The organism is Streptomyces sp. NPDC045955 (assembly GCF_056430805.1).
Genome location: NZ_JBWKKY010000029.1, coordinates 70,077 through 86,211, shown reverse-complemented (window position 1 = coordinate 86,211; position 16,135 = coordinate 70,077). Strand labels below are relative to the sequence as shown.

The 16,135-nt window shown below is 72.1% G+C and carries 14 protein-coding genes and 1 pseudogene; 1 reads left to right on the top strand and 14 read right to left on the bottom strand.

The features are described from left to right. Positions 1-234 precede the first annotated feature (234 nt). Positions 235-2,418: an FG-GAP repeat domain-containing protein gene (locus tag AC07F0_RS36650; RefSeq protein ID WP_478984322.1), complete on the bottom strand. Its 2,184-nt coding sequence runs from the start codon at positions 2,416-2,418 to the stop codon at positions 235-237. 221 nt (positions 2,419-2,639) lie between these two features. Here AC07F0_RS36650 and AC07F0_RS36645 point away from each other — a divergent pair. Continuing rightward, a pseudogene (locus tag AC07F0_RS36645) lies at positions 2,640-3,524 on the top strand (D-alanyl-D-alanine carboxypeptidase family protein); the annotation flags it as partial. Between the two features lie 11 nt (positions 3,525-3,535). On the opposite strand, the gene AC07F0_RS36640 reads toward AC07F0_RS36645, so the two are convergent. From AC07F0_RS36640 to AC07F0_RS36580, 13 genes are all read right to left on the bottom strand, one after another. Further along, complete coding sequence (locus tag AC07F0_RS36640; RefSeq protein ID WP_478984321.1) at positions 3,536-4,921, bottom strand: glycosyltransferase family 87 protein; 1,386 nt, start codon at positions 4,919-4,921, stop codon at positions 3,536-3,538. Continuing rightward, positions 4,918-6,312: a polyprenol phosphomannose-dependent alpha 1,6 mannosyltransferase MptB gene (gene mptB / locus AC07F0_RS36635; protein WP_478984319.1), complete on the bottom strand. Its 1,395-nt coding sequence runs from the start codon at positions 6,310-6,312 to the stop codon at positions 4,918-4,920. Before mptB ends, AC07F0_RS36640 begins: the two co-directional genes overlap by 4 nt. Positions 6,313-6,564: 252 nt before the next feature. Further along, positions 6,565-7,488, bottom strand: a complete 924-nt coding sequence (locus tag AC07F0_RS36630; RefSeq protein ID WP_478984316.1) for a glutaminase — start codon at positions 7,486-7,488, stop codon at positions 6,565-6,567. Positions 7,489-7,532: 44 nt separating this feature from the next. Further along, positions 7,533-8,945 carry an aspartate ammonia-lyase gene (gene aspA / locus AC07F0_RS36625; RefSeq protein ID WP_478984315.1) on the bottom strand — a complete coding sequence of 471 codons (1,413 nt, stop codon included), beginning with the start codon at positions 8,943-8,945 and terminating at the stop codon, positions 7,533-7,535. A 121-nt stretch (positions 8,946-9,066) separates the two neighbouring features. Next, positions 9,067-10,083, bottom strand: a complete 1,017-nt coding sequence (locus tag AC07F0_RS36620; protein WP_478984326.1) for an asparaginase — start codon at positions 10,081-10,083, stop codon at positions 9,067-9,069. 32 nt (positions 10,084-10,115) lie between these two features. After that, positions 10,116-11,558 carry an amino acid permease gene (locus AC07F0_RS36615; RefSeq protein WP_478984313.1) on the bottom strand — a complete coding sequence of 481 codons (1,443 nt, stop codon included), beginning with the start codon at positions 11,556-11,558 and terminating at the stop codon, positions 10,116-10,118. Then, positions 11,555-12,232, bottom strand: a complete 678-nt coding sequence (locus tag AC07F0_RS36610) for a FadR/GntR family transcriptional regulator (protein WP_478984325.1) — start codon at positions 12,230-12,232, stop codon at positions 11,555-11,557. Before AC07F0_RS36610 ends, AC07F0_RS36615 begins: the two co-directional genes overlap by 4 nt. 164 nt (positions 12,233-12,396) lie before the next feature. After that, positions 12,397-13,233: an undecaprenyl-diphosphate phosphatase gene (locus AC07F0_RS36605; RefSeq protein WP_478984311.1), complete on the bottom strand. Its 837-nt coding sequence runs from the start codon at positions 13,231-13,233 to the stop codon at positions 12,397-12,399. Between the two features lie 72 nt (positions 13,234-13,305). Then, on the bottom strand, positions 13,306-13,653 hold the full coding sequence (locus AC07F0_RS36600; RefSeq protein WP_478984310.1) for a fluoride efflux transporter FluC: 348 nt from the start codon (positions 13,651-13,653) through the stop codon (positions 13,306-13,308). Then, positions 13,650-14,066 carry a DUF190 domain-containing protein gene (locus tag AC07F0_RS36595; protein ID WP_478984308.1) on the bottom strand — a complete coding sequence of 139 codons (417 nt, stop codon included), beginning with the start codon at positions 14,064-14,066 and terminating at the stop codon, positions 13,650-13,652. Before AC07F0_RS36595 ends, AC07F0_RS36600 begins: the two co-directional genes overlap by 4 nt. Further along, positions 14,063-14,524 carry a fluoride efflux transporter CrcB gene (crcB, locus tag AC07F0_RS36590; protein ID WP_478984306.1) on the bottom strand — a complete coding sequence of 154 codons (462 nt, stop codon included), beginning with the start codon at positions 14,522-14,524 and terminating at the stop codon, positions 14,063-14,065. The genes AC07F0_RS36595 and crcB overlap by 4 nt, the downstream gene beginning before the upstream one ends. Positions 14,525-14,693: 169 nt before the next feature. After that, positions 14,694-15,653, bottom strand: a complete 960-nt coding sequence (locus tag AC07F0_RS36585) for an SMP-30/gluconolactonase/LRE family protein (protein ID WP_478984305.1) — start codon at positions 15,651-15,653, stop codon at positions 14,694-14,696. A gap of 47 nt (positions 15,654-15,700) precedes the next feature. After that, the gene (locus AC07F0_RS36580) at positions 15,701-15,958 is read right to left on the bottom strand and encodes an ArsR/SmtB family transcription factor (protein ID WP_478984303.1); all 258 of its coding nucleotides are present in this window, start codon (positions 15,956-15,958) and stop codon (positions 15,701-15,703) included. Positions 15,959-16,135: the final 177 nt, after the last annotated feature.

Genomic DNA, 16,135 nt, shown 5'->3' with positions numbered 1-16,135 from the left:
ACACCTCCTGGCCACCTGGACCGGCACATGTCCCACCTGCCGACAACCCACCCCATGGCAGCCCTACGACACGACCTAACAAAGCACTACTAGGGAGCGTCTTGTCGATCACTGGTCGAGCCACTGAACGGGACCACGTGGCCGGGCGGGCCCGGCCACGCCCCCGGAGGCGGGATCAGAGACGAACCCACCTCCGGGGCCCCACGGTCCCGGACCGCGCACGGATCCGTGCCGTCAGGAGATGCGGATGTCCGACCAGTTCGTGGTCCTGCCGACCTGGGACCGGTTGTCGAAACCGCCCTTTCCGTCGCCCCGGTTCAGCCAGGCTCGGCCGTCCTTGTCGAGTGAGACCAGGTCGGACCGGCCGTCGCCGGACAGGTCGAGTCCGCCGACCACGTCCTTGTAGGAGGTGCCCCAGTCCTTGAAGACCAGCGACCGCGGCTTGAAGGTGCCGGCGCCGGTCCCGTCGAACCGCCACAGCTCGTTCGACGCGTCGATGGCCAGCAGGTCGTTCCTGCCGTCGCCGCCCAGGTCTCCCGCGGCGATCAGCCTCTTGTAGCCGCCGAAGCCGGACCCGGCGAGCGCTCGGGCCTTGAAGCCGCCCGCGCCGTTGTTCGCGTACACGTACAGCTTCCCGGTCGAGGCGGACCGGGTCAGCAGGTCGGCCCTGCCGTCTCCCGTCACGTCGCCGGGCGAGACGACCGCGTTGTACGCGCTCCAGTCCGAGGAGACCTTCACGGAGAACGACTGCTGGTCGGGCAGCCCGCCGCCGCAGATCGTCGGGTGGACGCGGGCCTCGCCCTTCGGGGAGCGGACGAACACGTCGTTGCAGCGGTCGCCGTCGAGGTCGCCGAAGGGCAGGACGAGCGTGCCTGTCGGCCAGCCGCTCGCGCGCTGCCCCGCGGTCAGCTTCGTCGCGTCACCCGCGTACACCTTCAGCCCGGCGCTGCCCCGGCCGAACAGGTCGGCCTTGCCGTCGTCCGTGTAGTCACGCCACTTGGGCAGCGCGCGGCCGGTGGTGGTGGCCTCGTACACGCCGTCCAGGACGGTGCCGTTCGTCTCGCTCCGCAGGTACTCGTCCCACAGCACGACGGGCCGGCCGAGGGCGTCGGCGGCCACCTGCGGCGGCCCGGCGAACTGGGCGCTCTTCGCACTCAGCCGCCGCGGGGTGGACCAGGTGCCGCCCTTGAAGACGGCGGCCATCGTGTACTCCTCGTACGAGTAGCCCTCCCGCCACGTCACCGTGACCGTGTCGCCGGAGGTGGCGACCGCGGCGACATTGCGCACCTTCTGGTGGCTGGAGAAGCGCTGCGCGTACGACCGCCAGAGGCCGGTGGCCGCCGAACGCACCGCGTACCAGGGGGTGGTGGGCCCGCCGGCCACGAAGAGATCGCCGTTGGGCAGGTGGACGGGCGCCGTCATCCTGTACGTGCTGCCACGGCTGTCGGCGGACTGCGGGGTGCTCCACTGCGTGGCGCCGGCGGGTCGGCGGGAGTGCATGAGGTGCGCGAGGTCGTCGTAGAAGACGTCGAAGCCGCCCTGCGGAACGGCGAACACCTTCGGGCGCGCGAGATCCTTGCCCGGGACCGGGAAGCCCTGGACCGCGGTCCAGGCGGACGCGCCGGGGGCCTTCTCCAGGGCGACGACGGCCTTGCTCGCCTGCCACTGCCACACCAGCAGGGCGGTGCCGTCCTCGGCGACCGCGAGATCCATGTTGGCGATGTCGCGGCTGCCGGACGGCGGCTGCTCGTTGAGGTCGGCCGGAGCGGTCCACGCGGCCTGCGGGCCGGTCTTCTCGACGGCCCTCACGACACCGGAGACCGACCACACGGCCACCAACCGGCCGTCGGGGGCCGCCGCCAGGTGGTGGTAGCCCTTCTCGGGGACCGCGGCGACGTACTCGGGCTCGGAGAAGGCGGTCGCGCCGGGCGTGAGGGTGGCGACCTTGAGCCAGTGGTTGCCGTGGTCGTCGGCGCGCTTGGCCCGCCAGGCCAGGCGCACCGTGCCGTCCGCGAGCGAGACCAACTCGGTGCTGTACGAGCCGGCGTCCGGCCAGGTCTGCGGGGTGAGCCAGCGGGTGCCGCCGGCGGGCCGGATCCGGGTGGAACGCCCGTCGTGGGTGAGGGAGACGAGGGCGCCGTCCCCGGCCGACACCAGGGCGCTCAGCCCACCCGCGGCGTCACCTGGGTTGGGGGCCGGGGCGTGGAGGGCTCGGGTGCCCCACGGGCCCGGCGCACGCGTCTCGACCGCGGCCACAGCGGTGCCTCCGGTGGTGGCCATGGCGGTGGTGGCGGCGGCCGTGGCGGTGGTGTCGGCGGCGGCCGGGTCGGTGGTGTGGGCGGCGGCCGGGTCGGTGGCCGCCAGAGCGAAGACGGGAGTGAGCGCGATGCCGAGCACCGCGCGGGAGTGCGAAGTCATGGGAATGCCCCCCCGGGCAGGGCGAATCGGTTGGCACGGATTCGCCGAACTGTTCGAACAAGTCAGACGCAGCGTATATCAACCAAGATCGTCCCGCGTGGGGGAATTCCCTCCCCGTGCCCGGTGGGGTTCGGCGCCGTACGTGCGGCATCCGGGTGCTCGCGCGTGATGTCCGGCCCGGTCGTCGCGGTGCGGAGGACATCCGTTCCTACGTTGATCAGATGATCCACGGATTCTCTTCCCGGGTGGCCGCGTCGACGTGTGCGCTCTGCGCGGCGGGACTGCTGGCCGTGATGCCCGCCGCTGCGGCCCGCTCCGGCGGGGCGGAGCCCAGTCCACCGGCCGGGCCGAGGTCGGCGGAACCGCACCCTTCGCTGCTGTACCGCCCCGGCACCCAGGTCCGCCCGCGCGCCGGGGCGCCCCGCCTCCCGGAGACTTCCGCGCTGTCCTGGCTGGTGGCCGACGCCCGCACCGGCGAGGTGCTCGCCGCCCACAACGCGCACCGCAGGCTGCCCCCGGCCAGCACCCTGAAGACCCTGTTCGCTCTCACCGTGCTGCCCACGCTGCCGGCCGGCATCCGGCACACGGTCCGCGCGCGGGAACTCCGGGGCATCGGGGCCGGCAGCAGCATGGTCGGGGTCGCCGAGGGCCGTACCTACCGGGTCGCCGACCTGTGGCGGGGCGTCTTCCTCAACTCCGGCAACGACGCCGTGCACGTCCTGGCCGAACTCAACGGCGGCTGGCGGGCCACGGCGCAGCGCATGCAGGCCAAGGCCCGGTCCCTCGGCGCCCGCGACACGCATGTGGTCTCCCCGGACGGCTACGACGCGCCGGGCCAGGTGTCGTCGGCGTTCGATCTGGCGGTCTTCGGCCGCGTCGGGCTGCGCAATCCCGACTTCGCGCGGTACTGCGCCACCGTCGAGGCCAGGTTCCCGGACGGCTCACACTCGTCGTACCCGATCCTCAACACCAACCGGCTGCTGAGCGGCGCCCGCGGTGTGAAGCCGTACCGGGGGCTGATCGGCATCAAGAACGGCTACACCAGCAAGGCGGGCAACACCCTCGTCGCGGCGGCGCGGCGCGACGGGCGCACCCTCGTCGTGACGGTGATGAACCCTCAGGAGGGCGGCGGCTCCGCGGTGTACGAGGAGGCCCGCTCACTGCTCGACTGGGGCTTCGAGGCGGGCGGCCGGGTCGAACCCGTGGGTTCGCTCGACACGTCGAGGCCTGCGGAGCGACCGGCCGCGGCGACTGCGCCCGCCGTCGCGGCCGCCGTGCCGAAGGAGGCCGGCTCCGGCTGGACGGAAGCGGGGCTGATCGCGGGTGCCGCAGGGCTGGGCGCGGTGGTCGTGGTGCTGGTGCTGCGGCTGCCGGTCCGCCGTTCCGGAGACTGCTGACCGGTCGGCAGCCACAGCAGCAGGCCCAGGGTGATCCAGGCGTAGGTGTTGCTGCCCAGGAAGCCGTCGACGCCGGACGCGTCGTCGAACCACAGCCACACCACGCTCGTACACAGCACCGCGTACAGGGCCCCCGCGATCCGGATGCGCCCGGTACGGATCAGCACGGCGAAGGACGGCAGCAGCCACACCAGATGGTGCACCCAGGTGACCGGGCTGACGAGACAGGCGGCGAGGCCGGTCAGGGCGAACGCCGCCGCCCAGTCCCCCGCGGTGACCGCCCGGCGGGCTCGCAGCGCCCACACGCCGAGGACCAGCAGGACCGCCGCCGCCCACAAAGCCCGGTCCGTCTCGCCCAGCCGGGCCAGAACGCCCTGCACCGACTGATTCGAGACGTAGCCGAGGCGGCCCACCCGGTTGGTGTCCCACAGCGCCTCGGTCCAGTAGAAGCGAGAGGCGTCGGGGTCCGCCGTTGCCGCGAGAGCCGTGGCACCGAGGGCGACGGCCGTGGCGAACGCCGCCGCGCGCCACCTCCGGGCCACCAGCAGCAGACCGATGAACAACGCCGGCGTGAGCTTGATCGCGGCCGCCAGCCCGATGCCGATGCCCGCCCAGCGTGTGCGTCCGCCGGCCAGCAGCGCCGCGTCGGTGAGCACGAGCGCCAGCAGCAGCAGATTCACCTGGCCGAAGCTGAAGGTGTCGCGCAGCGGCTCGAACAGCGCGAGGACGCAGGCGGTCAGGGCCCATCCGTACCAGCCGTGGCGCCGCCAGGCAGGGCCGGTGAGCAGCCGCAGGATCAGGGCCAGGGCCGCCGCGTTGAGCAGCAGGGCGGCGCCGACCGCGGTGCGCAGGTCCAGCAGGGCCATCGGCAGCATGACGACGGCTGCGAACGGCGGGTAGGTGAAGCCGTACACCGTGCCGGGGACCCGGTAGTCGTAGATCCGGCCGCCGCGGTGGACCCAGTTGTCGATGGTTCCGTAGTAGACGCGCAGGTCGAACCAGTCGCGCAGCAGGGGCACGGTCGCGGTGAAGACCGTCACCACCGTGGCGAGGGCGAGCACGAGCAGCAGTCGTCCGCGGTCGGTGCGCGGCACGCTCGGGGTCATGCCGTGTGTCCCAGCGCCGGTGCCGACTCCGCCTGGTGGGCCTGCCACAGCACGACGACCGCGAGTGCCCCGCCGGAGACGGCCAGCACGAGTTGCCCGGTGTCGGCCGGGCCGCCGCCGGGCAGGACGCAGAGCGCCAGCACGCCGGTCACCGCCGCCGTGCGGTGGCGTACGGAGGTGCTGGGTGCGGCGGCGGCGATGAGGAACAGGCCCCACAGCGCGTACCAGGGGCGGATCGCCGGGCCGAGCGCGGCCACCGCCGCCAGGCTCAGGCCCAGCGCGTACACCGGTCGCGGCCGCAGCCGGAGCCAGATCACCACGATCGCGGCCCCGGCCGCCACGACGCCCAGCGCGTGCCAGGCGGGGATCGTCAGGGGCGCGAGATCGCTGCCGAAGTGTTCCAGCAGGGCGCGGGTGGCGCGGCCGAGCAGGGTGGTCAGGGCCCAGTTCTGCGGCGAGACGGGCGTGTTCAGGGCACCGATCCAGCCGTATCCGGTGCCCGCCGCGGCCGTGGCCGCGACGGTCGTCCCCGCGGCCGCGACGGCGGTCGTCACGAGGGCCTGGGCCGTACCGCGGCCCGCACGCACCTGGAGGACGACGACGGCGGCGAGACCGAGCGCGGCGGGTGCCTTGACCAGTGCGGCGAGCGTGACGAGGACGGCGCCGAGCAACGGCCACCGGCCGAGCGCCGCCACCAGGCCGGTGCCGAGCAGGCCCAGCATGACGGCGTCGTTGTGCGCGCCCGCGACCAGGTGCAGCAGGACGAGCGGGTTGAGGGCTCCCAGCCACAGCGCGGCGGCGGGGTCGGCGCCGCTGTGGCGTGCGAGTCGGGGCAGCGCGGCGGCCATGAGGGCCACGCCGGCGAGCGCGACGAGCCGCATCCCGAACAGTCCGGCGGGCAGTTCACCGCGCGTCAGCGCCGACAGGGCCGCGGCGACGGCGAGGAACACCGGGCCGTACGGGGCGCCGGTGTGACGCCAGAGCGGGGCGACCTCGCCGGCGAGGGGGCCGCCGAGTCGCGACGGCCCGTGCGCGTAGACGTCCATGTGCGCGTCGGCCATCGCCCCTTGGGCGAGGTAGCTGTAGACGTCGCGGCTGAACAGCGGCGGGGCGAGCAGCAGCGGGGCGGCCCAGACGGCGAGGACGAGCAGCAGGGCGCGGGGAGCGGGCGGTCTCGGCCCTCGGACCAGCCGGCCCAGCAGCGCCCAGGCCGCGATCAGCAGGACCAGTCCGAAGTACACCGCCACCAGGCCGAGGACCGCCCGCGCGGATGCCGGGTGCAGGAGGTCGCGTACGGGCAGGGCTCCGGCCGTCTCACCTCCTGCCGCGAGGAAGGCGGTGCCGGCCAGACCGAGTATCTGGCAGCGGCGGAGATCGACGGGGAAAGCCATGGCCAACACTCGGGCAGCGTGTCAACGCGGGGTGGCGTCGCGGCGACGTGGAGCCCTCTGGAGGGGAGCGGGAGTGTGACCGGCCGGTGATCAGGTGTGGGGCGATGGGGCGGGGAGCATCTGCCGCGTGCGGTGGTGTGCGCAGTGCGGGCTCGTCGTGGCTTGCCGCGCAGTTCCCCGCGCCCTTGAAGGCATGACCCGACACCCGCCGAGATGTGACGGCATGACCACGACGCCCGCCGAGCTGTTCCGTCAGAACACCGACAGGCCCGTCAGCGTCGTGAATCTGTCCAGGGCCGCCACGCCGGCCACCGAGTTGCCCCGTTCGTCCAGGCCGGGGCTCCACACGCAGAGCGTGCAGCGGCCCGGGACGACCGCGATGATGCCGCCGCCCACGCCGCTCTTGCCGGGCAGGCCCACGCGGTAGGCGAAGTCGCCCGCCGCGTCGTACGTGCCGCAGGTCAGCATGATCGCGTTGATCTGCTTGGCCTGGCTGAGGGTGAGCAGACGGGTGCCGTCGGCGCGTATGCCGTGCCGGGCGAGGAAGGCGGTGGCGAGGGCGAGATCGGCGCAGGACGCCGCGATCGAGCACTGCCGGAAGTACTCGTCGAGCAGGACAGGCACCGGGTTGTCGATGTTGCCGTAGGACGCCATGAAGTGGCCGAGCGCGGCGTTGCGGTCGCCGTGCGACGACTCGGACGCGGCGACCTCCTGATCGAAGGTCAGGTCCGCGTTGCCGCTCTCCGCCCGCAGGAACGCCAGCAGTTCCCCCGACGCGTCGCCGGTACGGGTGTGCAGCCGGTCGGTGACGACGAGGGCGCCCGCGTTGATGAACGGGTTGCGCGGGATGCCGTTCTCGTACTCCAGCTGGATCAGGGAGTTGAAGGGGTTGCCGGAGGGCTCGCGGCCGACGTGTTCCCACAGGGCGTCGCCCTCGCGGGCCAGGACGAGGGCGAGGGTGAAGACCTTGGTGATGGACTGCGCGGAGAAGGGCCGCCGCCAGTCCCCCACGCCGTACACCGTGCCGTCCGGCTCGGCGACGGCCATGCCGAAGCTGCGCGGGTCGCGGGCGGCGAGCGCGGGGATGTAGTCGGCGGGCCGACCCCGGCCGGGCGTCCGCTCGATCTCCTCGGCGATGCGCTCCAGGACCGGCTGGAAGGTCGTCGACGACGTCATGATCCGATTGTCCCTCCTGCCGGTCCCCGGTGCGCTCGCGTCCGTCAGGCCACCGGAGCCGGACCGCTGCCCGCCAGGACCTCCGGGCGCAGCAGCCCGGCGAGCGTCTCGGCGGGCAGCAGGCCCTTCTCCAGCACGAGTTCCGCCACGCCCCGGCCGGTGGCGAGGGCCTCCTTGGCGATGTCGGTGGCGGCCGTGTAGCCGATGTGCGGGTTGAGCGCGGTGACGAGGCCGATGGAGTTCTCGACGGTCGCGCGCAGCGCCTCGGTGTTGGCGGTGATGCCGGCCACGCAGCGCTCCGCGAGGGTGAGGCAGGCGGCACGCAGGTGTGTGATGGACTCCGACAGCGAGTGCAGGATGATCGGCTCGAAGGCGTTGAGCTGGAGCTGGCCGGCCTCGGCGGCCATGGTGATGGTGACGTCGTTGCCGATCACCTCGAAGGCGACCTGGTTGACGACCTCGGGGATCACCGGGTTGACCTTGCCGGGCATGATGGACGAACCGGCCTGCACCGGCGGCAGGTTGATCTCGCCGAGCCCGGCGCGCGGCCCGGAGGACAGCAGCCTGAGGTCGTTGCAGCTCTTGGAGAGCTTGACCGCGATGCGCTTGAGCACACCGGACATCTGGACGAAGGCGCCGCAGTCCTGGGTGGCCTCCACCAGGTTGGCCGCCGTCACCAACGGCAGGCCGGTGATGGCCGCGAGGTGGCGGCGGGCCGACTCGGCGTATCCGGCGGGGGCGTTGAGGCCGGTGCCGATCGCCGTGGCACCGAGGTTGATCTCATGGATCAGCTCGACGGCCTCGGCAAGACGGGACCCGTCCTCGTCCATCATGACGGCGTACGCGGAGAACTCCTGGCCGAGCGTCATCGGCACCGCGTCCTGCAACTGTGTACGGCCCATCTTGAGCACGTCGCGGAACTCGACGGCCTTGCGGGCGAAGGTGTCCTGGAGGACCGCCATCGCGTCGAGCAGCCCGCGTACCGCGAACACTGTCGCGATCTTGACGGCGGTCGGGTAGACGTCGTTGGTGGACTGGCCGAGGTTGACGTCCTCGTTGGGGTGCAGGTACCGGTACTCGCCCTTGGCGTGACCCAGCAGTTCCAGCGCCCGGTTCGCCACGACCTCGTTGGCGTTCATGTTGGTGGAGGTGCCGGCGCCGCCCTGGACGACGTCGACGACGAACTGCTCGTGCAGCTTGCCGTCACGGATCTCCCGGCAGGCCTCGACGATCGCGGCGGCCTTCTTCGGGTCCAGCAGCCCGAGTTCCTCGTTGGCGAGGGCGGCGGCCTCCTTGACGGCGGCCAGCGCGTCGATCAGGTGCGGGTAGGCGGAGATGGTCATGCCCGTGATGGGGAAGTTCTCCGTGGCCCGCAGGGTGTGCACACCCCAGTAGGCCTCGGCGGGAACGTCACGGTCGCCCAGTAGGTCGTGTTCGGAGCGGGTGGAGGCGTTCATGAGGTTGAGGGTCCTCTTTTGCTAAGGGGGTGAGGGTAAATGCCCTAAGGGGCGCGGGGAACTGCGCGACCAGCCACAGGAGGCCCCGCAGTCGCACACGGACGGCGAGACCTGCACGCTGTCAGGCGCGAGTCGATCCGACAACAGGCTCCAGCGAGCGAACCGGCCGCACACGCCCGACCTCCCGGCCGCCTCCGAGCAGCGGCTCACCCGCGAACTCGGCAAGCAGCTCCGGGTCGACACCCGCCCGGGCCAACGCCGCGGCAGCGACGGGCACACGCGCCCGATTCGCACCATCGGCGATCTTCACCGCTACAGCCCGGCCGTCGGGCAACGCGGCGACCTGGACGCCCTCGAAGCCGTCCTTGGTGAGCAGCCCGGGCACCGCCCGCATCATCGCGGCGACGTCCCGGCCGGAGCCGGAGGCCATCTCGGCGTGCTCGCGCATCGCGTCGGCGACGCGGGCCTCGGGCGTGCCCGGCGCGGCGGTGACGATCCGCGCGGTGGCCCGGGCGAGACCGTGCAGGGAGATGGAGAACAGGGGCGCGCCGCAGCCGTCGACGGTGACCCGGGCGATGCGCTGCCCGGTGAGGTCCTCGACGATCTCGGCGATGGCCTGCTGGAGCGGGTGGCCGGGGTCGAGGTAGTTCTCCAGCGGCCAGTCGTTGAGGGCGCAGGTGTAGAGCATGGCCGCGTGCTTGCCGGAGCAGTTCTGCGCGAGCCGCGAGGGCAGCCGGCCCTCGCGCACCCACGCGTCCCGGACGAGCGGGTCGAACGGCAGGTCCGGGACGTTGCACAGGTGGTCCTCGGTGAGCCCGGCGAGTTCGAGGATGCGCCGGGTACCGGCGAGGTGGCGTTCCTCGCCGGAGTGGCTGGCCGCGGTCAGCGACAGCAGGTCGCCGTCGAGCGGCAGCCCGGCCCGAGCCATGGCCACGGCTTGGACGGGCTTGATCGCGGAGCGGGGGTAGAAGGCGGCCTCGATGTCTCCGATCTGGAGCTGGACCTCTCCGTCGGCGCCGAGGACGACGACGGAGCCGTAGTGGATGCCTTCGACGATTCCGCCGCGTGCGAGGTGGGCGACGGGGGCGTGGACGGGTTCACGGACAAGGGGTGCGTCCGCGAGGGAACTGCTGTACATCACTGCCTGCTTCTCGTGGAGCGGCGCGTTCCTCACGCGTCGGCTCCGGTGGTGGATGTGCGCGCGACACGGCCGCGGACGGCGAACCATCCGGCGACCAGTGCCCCGACGATCAGCGGCAGGCACAGCACGGTGGTGCGTCCCGCGCCGCCGTCGGCGTACATGAGGACCAGGACGGAGGCGAGGAACGCCAGCGTCACGATCTCGGTCCAGGGGGAGCCCGGCAGCCGGTAGCCCGGGCGGGTCAGCTCGCCCTTCTGGGTCTTCTGCCAGAAGAAGAGGTGACAGATCATGATCATGCCCCAGGTGGCGAGGATACCGATCGCGGCGAAGTTCAGCACGATCTCGAACGCCTCGGCGGGCACGACGAAGTTGAGGCCGACGCCCAGGACACAGACGCCGCTGGTGAGCAGGATGCCGCCGTAGGGGACCTGGCTGCGGCTCATCACGGACGTGAACTTCGGCGCGGAGCCGGCCATGGCCATGGAGCGCAGGATGCGGCCGGTGGAGTACAGGCCGGAGTTGAGGGAGGACATCGCGGCGGTGAGGACCACGAGGTTCATCACGCCGCCGGCCGCCGGGACGCCGATGTTGGACAGCACCGTGACGAAGGGGCTCTCCCCCGCCGTGTACTTGTTCCAGGGCAGCAGCATCGACAGCAGGACGACGGAGCCGACGTAGAACACGCCCACGCGCCACATGATCGAGTTGATCGCCTTGGGCATGATCTTCTCGGGGCTCCGGGTCTCACCGGCCGCGACGCCGACGAGTTCCACGGAGGCGTAGGCGAAGACGACGCCCTGGATGATCAGCAACATGGGCAGCAGGCCGTGCGGGAAGATGCCGCCGCTGTCGCTGATCAGGGACGGGCCGGGGCTGTGGCCGTCGACGGGGTGCTGGGTGACCAGCAGGAAGATGCCTATGCACATGAAGACGACGAGCGCGCCGACCTTGACGATCGCGAACCAGAACTCCAGCTCGCCGAAGATCTTCACCGAGATCAGGTTCACGGTGAGCACGACCGCCAGCGCGATGAGCGCGATCACCCACTGCGGGATGTCCGAGAACATGCCCCAGTAGTGGGTGTAGGTGGCGACGGCGGTGATGTCGGCGATGCCGGTGGTCGCCCAGTTGAGGAAGTACATCCAGCCCGCGGTGTAGGCGCCCTTCTCCCCCATGAACTCGCGGGCGTACGACACGAAGGCGCCGGAGGAGGGCCGGTACAGCACGAGTTCGCCGAGGGCGCGCACGACGAGGAAGGCGAAGAGGCCGCAGACCGCGTAGGCGATGAAGAGGGAGGGGCCGGCGTCGGCGAGGCGGCCGCCGGCGCCGAGGAAGAGGCCGGTGCCGATGGCGCCGCCGATGGCGATCATGTTGACGTGCCGGGACTTCAGGGACTTGCTGTAGCCGGCGTCTCCGGCATCGACATGGCCGGAACGTTTCTGCACGCCTTCGTGCAGGGACTGCTCGCTCACGCCTCGGGTCCGCCTTCCGTGGGGGTGTCGGTGCGCGCGGGGCGCACGATGTCGGTGAGGGTCGTCTCGACCCGGTCGAGGTGGTGGGCCATGGCCTCCACCGCGTCGTTCTCGGAACCGTCGATCAGCGCCTCGACGATCGCCCGGTGCTCGCGGTTGGACTGCTCGCGGCGGCCGCCCAGCTCGTTGAGGAAGGCGGACTGGCGGGCCAGTGCGTCCCGGATCTCCTCGATGACCCGGCGGAAGACCGGGTTCTGCGCGGCCTCGGCCACGGCGAGGTGGAACAGCGTGTCCATCGCGACCCAGGCGGTGGTGTCCGTCTCCCGTTCCATCCGGTCCAGGAGGTGGGCCAGGTGGTCGAGGTTCTCCGGGGTGCGGCGCCGTGCCGCGTACCCGGCGACCGGGATCTCGACGTGGCGGCGCACCTCCAGCAGGTCGCTGGCCGAGTAGTCGCCGAAGGTGGGGTCCTCGACGGTGCTGGCGACGACGAAGGTGCCCTTGCCGGTCCTGGAGACGGTCAGGCCCATGGTCTGCAGGGCGCGCAGCGCCTCGCGCAGCACGGGCCGGGAGACCTCCAGGGTGCGGCAGAGCTCCGCCTCGGAGGGGAGCTTGTCGCCGATCGCGTAGTCACCGCGCTCGATGGCGTCGCGCAGATACGCCAGCACCGCTTCCATGGCGCTGACGCGCCGCACGGGCTGTCCGGCTGTCCGGCTGTCTGACAGGTTCACGGTGGCGATCCTGCGGGTCACGGGAGGCGCCTGTCAAGGGGTCGCAGCGAAACGTCCGGAGGGCCGGAAGCCCGCGTTCACGCACCCGGCCCCCTCGCCGTCGCGACCGGTCAGCCGGTGAGCACACCCGCCCCGAGCAGGCCGAACAGCAGCACCCCCACGACGATCCGGTAGATCACGAAGGCGTTGAAGGAGTGCTTGGCGACGAACTTCAGCAACCAGGCGATGGAGCCGTAGGCCACCACGAAGGACACGATCGTGCCGACGGCGAGCGGGGCCGCGCCCACGCCGGCACCCAGGGCGTCCTTGAGTTCGTAGAGGCCGGCGCCGGTCAGGGCGGGGATGCCGAGGAAGAAGGAGAGCCGGGTGGCGGCGACCCGGTCCAGGTCGAGGATGAGCGCCGTGGACATGGTGGCGCCTGAGCGGGAGAAGCCGGGGAAGAGCAGGGCGAGGATCTGGGAACTGCCGACGAGCATGGCGTCCTTGAAGGAGGTGTCGTCCTCGCCGCGCTTGTGCCGACCCATCTGGTCCGCCGCCCACATCACCCCGCTGCCGGCGATCAGCGAGCCGGCCACCACCCACAGCGAGGCCAGCGGGCCCTCGATGAGCGGCTTGGCGGCGAGTCCCACGGCGACGATCGGGATCGTCGCGCAGATGACCCACCAGGCGAACTTGTAGTCGTGGTGGTAGCGCTCCTCGCGGTCGCGCAGGCCCCTCCCCCACGCGGAGACGATCCGCACGATGTCCTTGAAGAAGTACACGAGCACCGCGGCGATCGCGCCGACCTGGATGACGGCCGAGAACCCGACCACGGCGCTGTCGTCGACGGGGATGCCCATGAGCCCTTCGACGATCTTCAGATGGCCGGTGGAGGAGACGGGCAGGAACTCGGTCACCCCCTCGACGGCTCCGAGGACGACGGCCTGACCGACGTTGATGACGCTCATGGGATCCAGTTCTGTGCGGGGTGGGACGGGCGCGGAGAGGACCGTCTTACTACACGCGGGCGAGAACGGATCTCACAGACGCGCGAGCGCCACCCCCGCGAACGCCGCCCCGAGTCCGGCCGCCAGGCTCGCCGTCACATTGAGGGCGGCGTAGCCGCGGGCCCCCGTCTCCACCAGCCGCAGCGTCTCGTAGGAGAACGTCGAGTACGTCGTCAGAGCCCCGCACAGACCCGTGCCGAGCAGCAGCTGGACGTGTCCGGCGACGCCGGTGAGCAGGCCGAGGACCAGGCAGCCGGTGACGTTCACCGCGAAGGTGCCCCAGGGGAAGAGGGAGTCGTGCCGGGACTGCACCGCACGGTCGGTGAGGTAGCGCAGCGGGGCGCCGACCATCGCACCCCCGACGACCAGCAGCCAGTTCACAACGACCTCTTACCCTTCGCGTCCGTTTCGCCCGGTACATCCGCCCGGCCGGTGGTGGGGGTGCCCCCGGTCGAGCGAAGCCCAGACCGGGGGAGGATGACCTCGCAGTCGTCGAGGGTCACCAGGCCCTCGGTGACGAGTTCGTCGAGCTGGGGCAGGAAGGCCCGCACGCGTGGCTCGGTGTCGACGATCACGACGGCGACCGGCAGGTCCTCGCTCAGGGACAGCAGCCGCGAGGTGTGGATCAGCGAGGAGGCCCCGAAACCCTCGACGCCCCGGAAGACGCTGGCGCCCGCGAGGCCCGCCGCGTGGGCCCGGTGGACGATCTCCGAGTAGAGCGGCTTGTGGTGCCAGGTGTCGTTCTCGCCGACGAAGACGGTCAGGCGCAGGGCCCGGCCGGTCAGCTCTGTCATGGCTGCCTCCACTTCAGGACACGGCGGGTCGACCAGGCCGCGAACCACACCGCCGTGAGCGCCGCGATCGGGGTCACGGCGAGGTAGGTCAGGCCGGTGCGGAGGTGGCCGCCGTCGGCCAGCTTCTGGATGTCGACGGCGTAGGTCGAGAAGGTCGTGAACCCCCCGAGCACGCCGGTGCCGACGAAGGGACGGACCAGGCGGTGTGCAGCCCGGAACTCCGTGATGACCACCATGAACACGCCGATCACGGCACATCCGGCGACATTGATCCAGAAGGTCGTCCAGGGGAAGCCGCCCGTGTGCGAGGGCCACCACAGGGACGCCGCGTAGCGGGCGGCGGCCCCCGCTCCCCCGCCGAGCGCCACCGCCGCGACGACGGGCGCCTGGGCGCGCCAGGCGGGCGGGTGCGGGGCAGCGGGCCGGATGCGGAGGCTTTCCGTCTCGGGGGCCGTCATGGTCGTACGTCTCCTACTCGCCGGGGCCCGGGATCGTGCGGGCGCGTGCCGTCGCAAGTAGGGACCGTTGGCGGCGTCCGTGCCGCGGTTCGGGTACGGCGGGCCCCACCGCCGCGCCGCGAGAGGTGTCGCGGCCGGGGTTCAGGTTAACCCCGGTGGCGAACCGGCGTCATTTCGGGCCGGGTGACTCGCAGACCGCCACGCCCGGCTCCCAGAGGCTGCCCAGCACGAGGTGTCCGCCCGCTTCGCACACGCTGGTGACCATCCGGTACCCGGAGTGGCGGTGGGCGAGGTGGTGAAGGACGCGGCCCTCGTCGTCGAAGGACAGGACGGCGATCGTGCCGGTGGGACGGAAGGGAGCGCGTACGGCCGCGCGGGCGGCGGCCCGGCGGACCGCGGGCGCGCTGCGGTGGCACAGGTCGAGGGCTGGGACGCGGGGCCCGGCCAGCGCGACCCAGACCGGTCCGTCCGGGGCGCCGCGCCAGAGGTTGTCGGGCATGCCCGGGAGGTTCTCGGCGAAGGGTTCGATCCGGCCGGCGCCGGGGCCGGTGAGCCGGTAGCGGATGAGCCGGCGGGCGCCGGTCTCGGCGACGACGAGGAACGACTCGTCGGCCCCAGCGGCAAGCCCGTTGGCGAACTGGAGGCCGTCCAGCACCACCTCGGGGGTGTCCGCGCCGGGGGTCAGGCGCAGCAGGCGTCCCGTCCCGGTGTGTTCGACGATGTCGCCGATCCAGTGGTCCAGGGAGTGGCGGCGGCTGGAGACGGTGAAGTACACACTGCCGTCGGAGAGGGACACGACGTTGCTGGCGAACCGCAGCCGCTCCCCCGCCACCGAGTCGGCGAGGACGCGGACCGTGCCGTCGCCGGTGCCGACGCGCAGCAGTCCGCGTTCGGCGTCGCACACCAGCAGGTCGCCGTCCGGGAGGAGTTCGAGCCCGAGCGGCCTGCCGCCGGTCTCCGCGATGACCTCGCTACGGGCCGTCACCGGGTTCCCCAGGCCGTCCAGACGCAGGATGCGGCCGTCCGCCAGGCCGGTCAGCACGCGGCCGCGCGGGTCGGCGACCACGTCCTCGGGGCCGTGCCCCACCGCGACGTAGTGGCGTGGGACGAGTGCCGTGGGACGGTTCATCCTGCGTTTCCTTCACCGTCGGGGGAGATTCCTCGGTACCGGGTCGCCTACCAGCCCTTTTCAAACATCCGGGCGACCTCGGCGATCCGCATCTCGTCGCGGTGGTAGTACACGCGGCCCGCGGACCGGCTGGTGCGCAGCATGCCGGTGGCCTGGAGCAGCCGGAGGTGGGTGACGGCGGCCGGGCGGGGCATCGAGAACCTCTCGGCGACGGCGTCCGCGGTGACGCCGTGTGCGGCGGGGCCGGGTTCCTTCAGCCAGTCCAGGATGCGCAGGCGCGTCTCGCCCGTGGGAGTCCTCAGCATGTCGTGCCCCTGCCTCGCGGCTCTGGTCCTCTTACCACGTCTTCCCACTGTCCCGCAGTCGAAGCCGGCGCGCCCGGGACTCGGCATCCTTGACCGATAGTGAACTGCCCCATGTCACACGTCAGTTCGGGGCGAATAAGGGCCCGGCCGCGTGTGTGCGGCCGGGCCCCCTCCCCC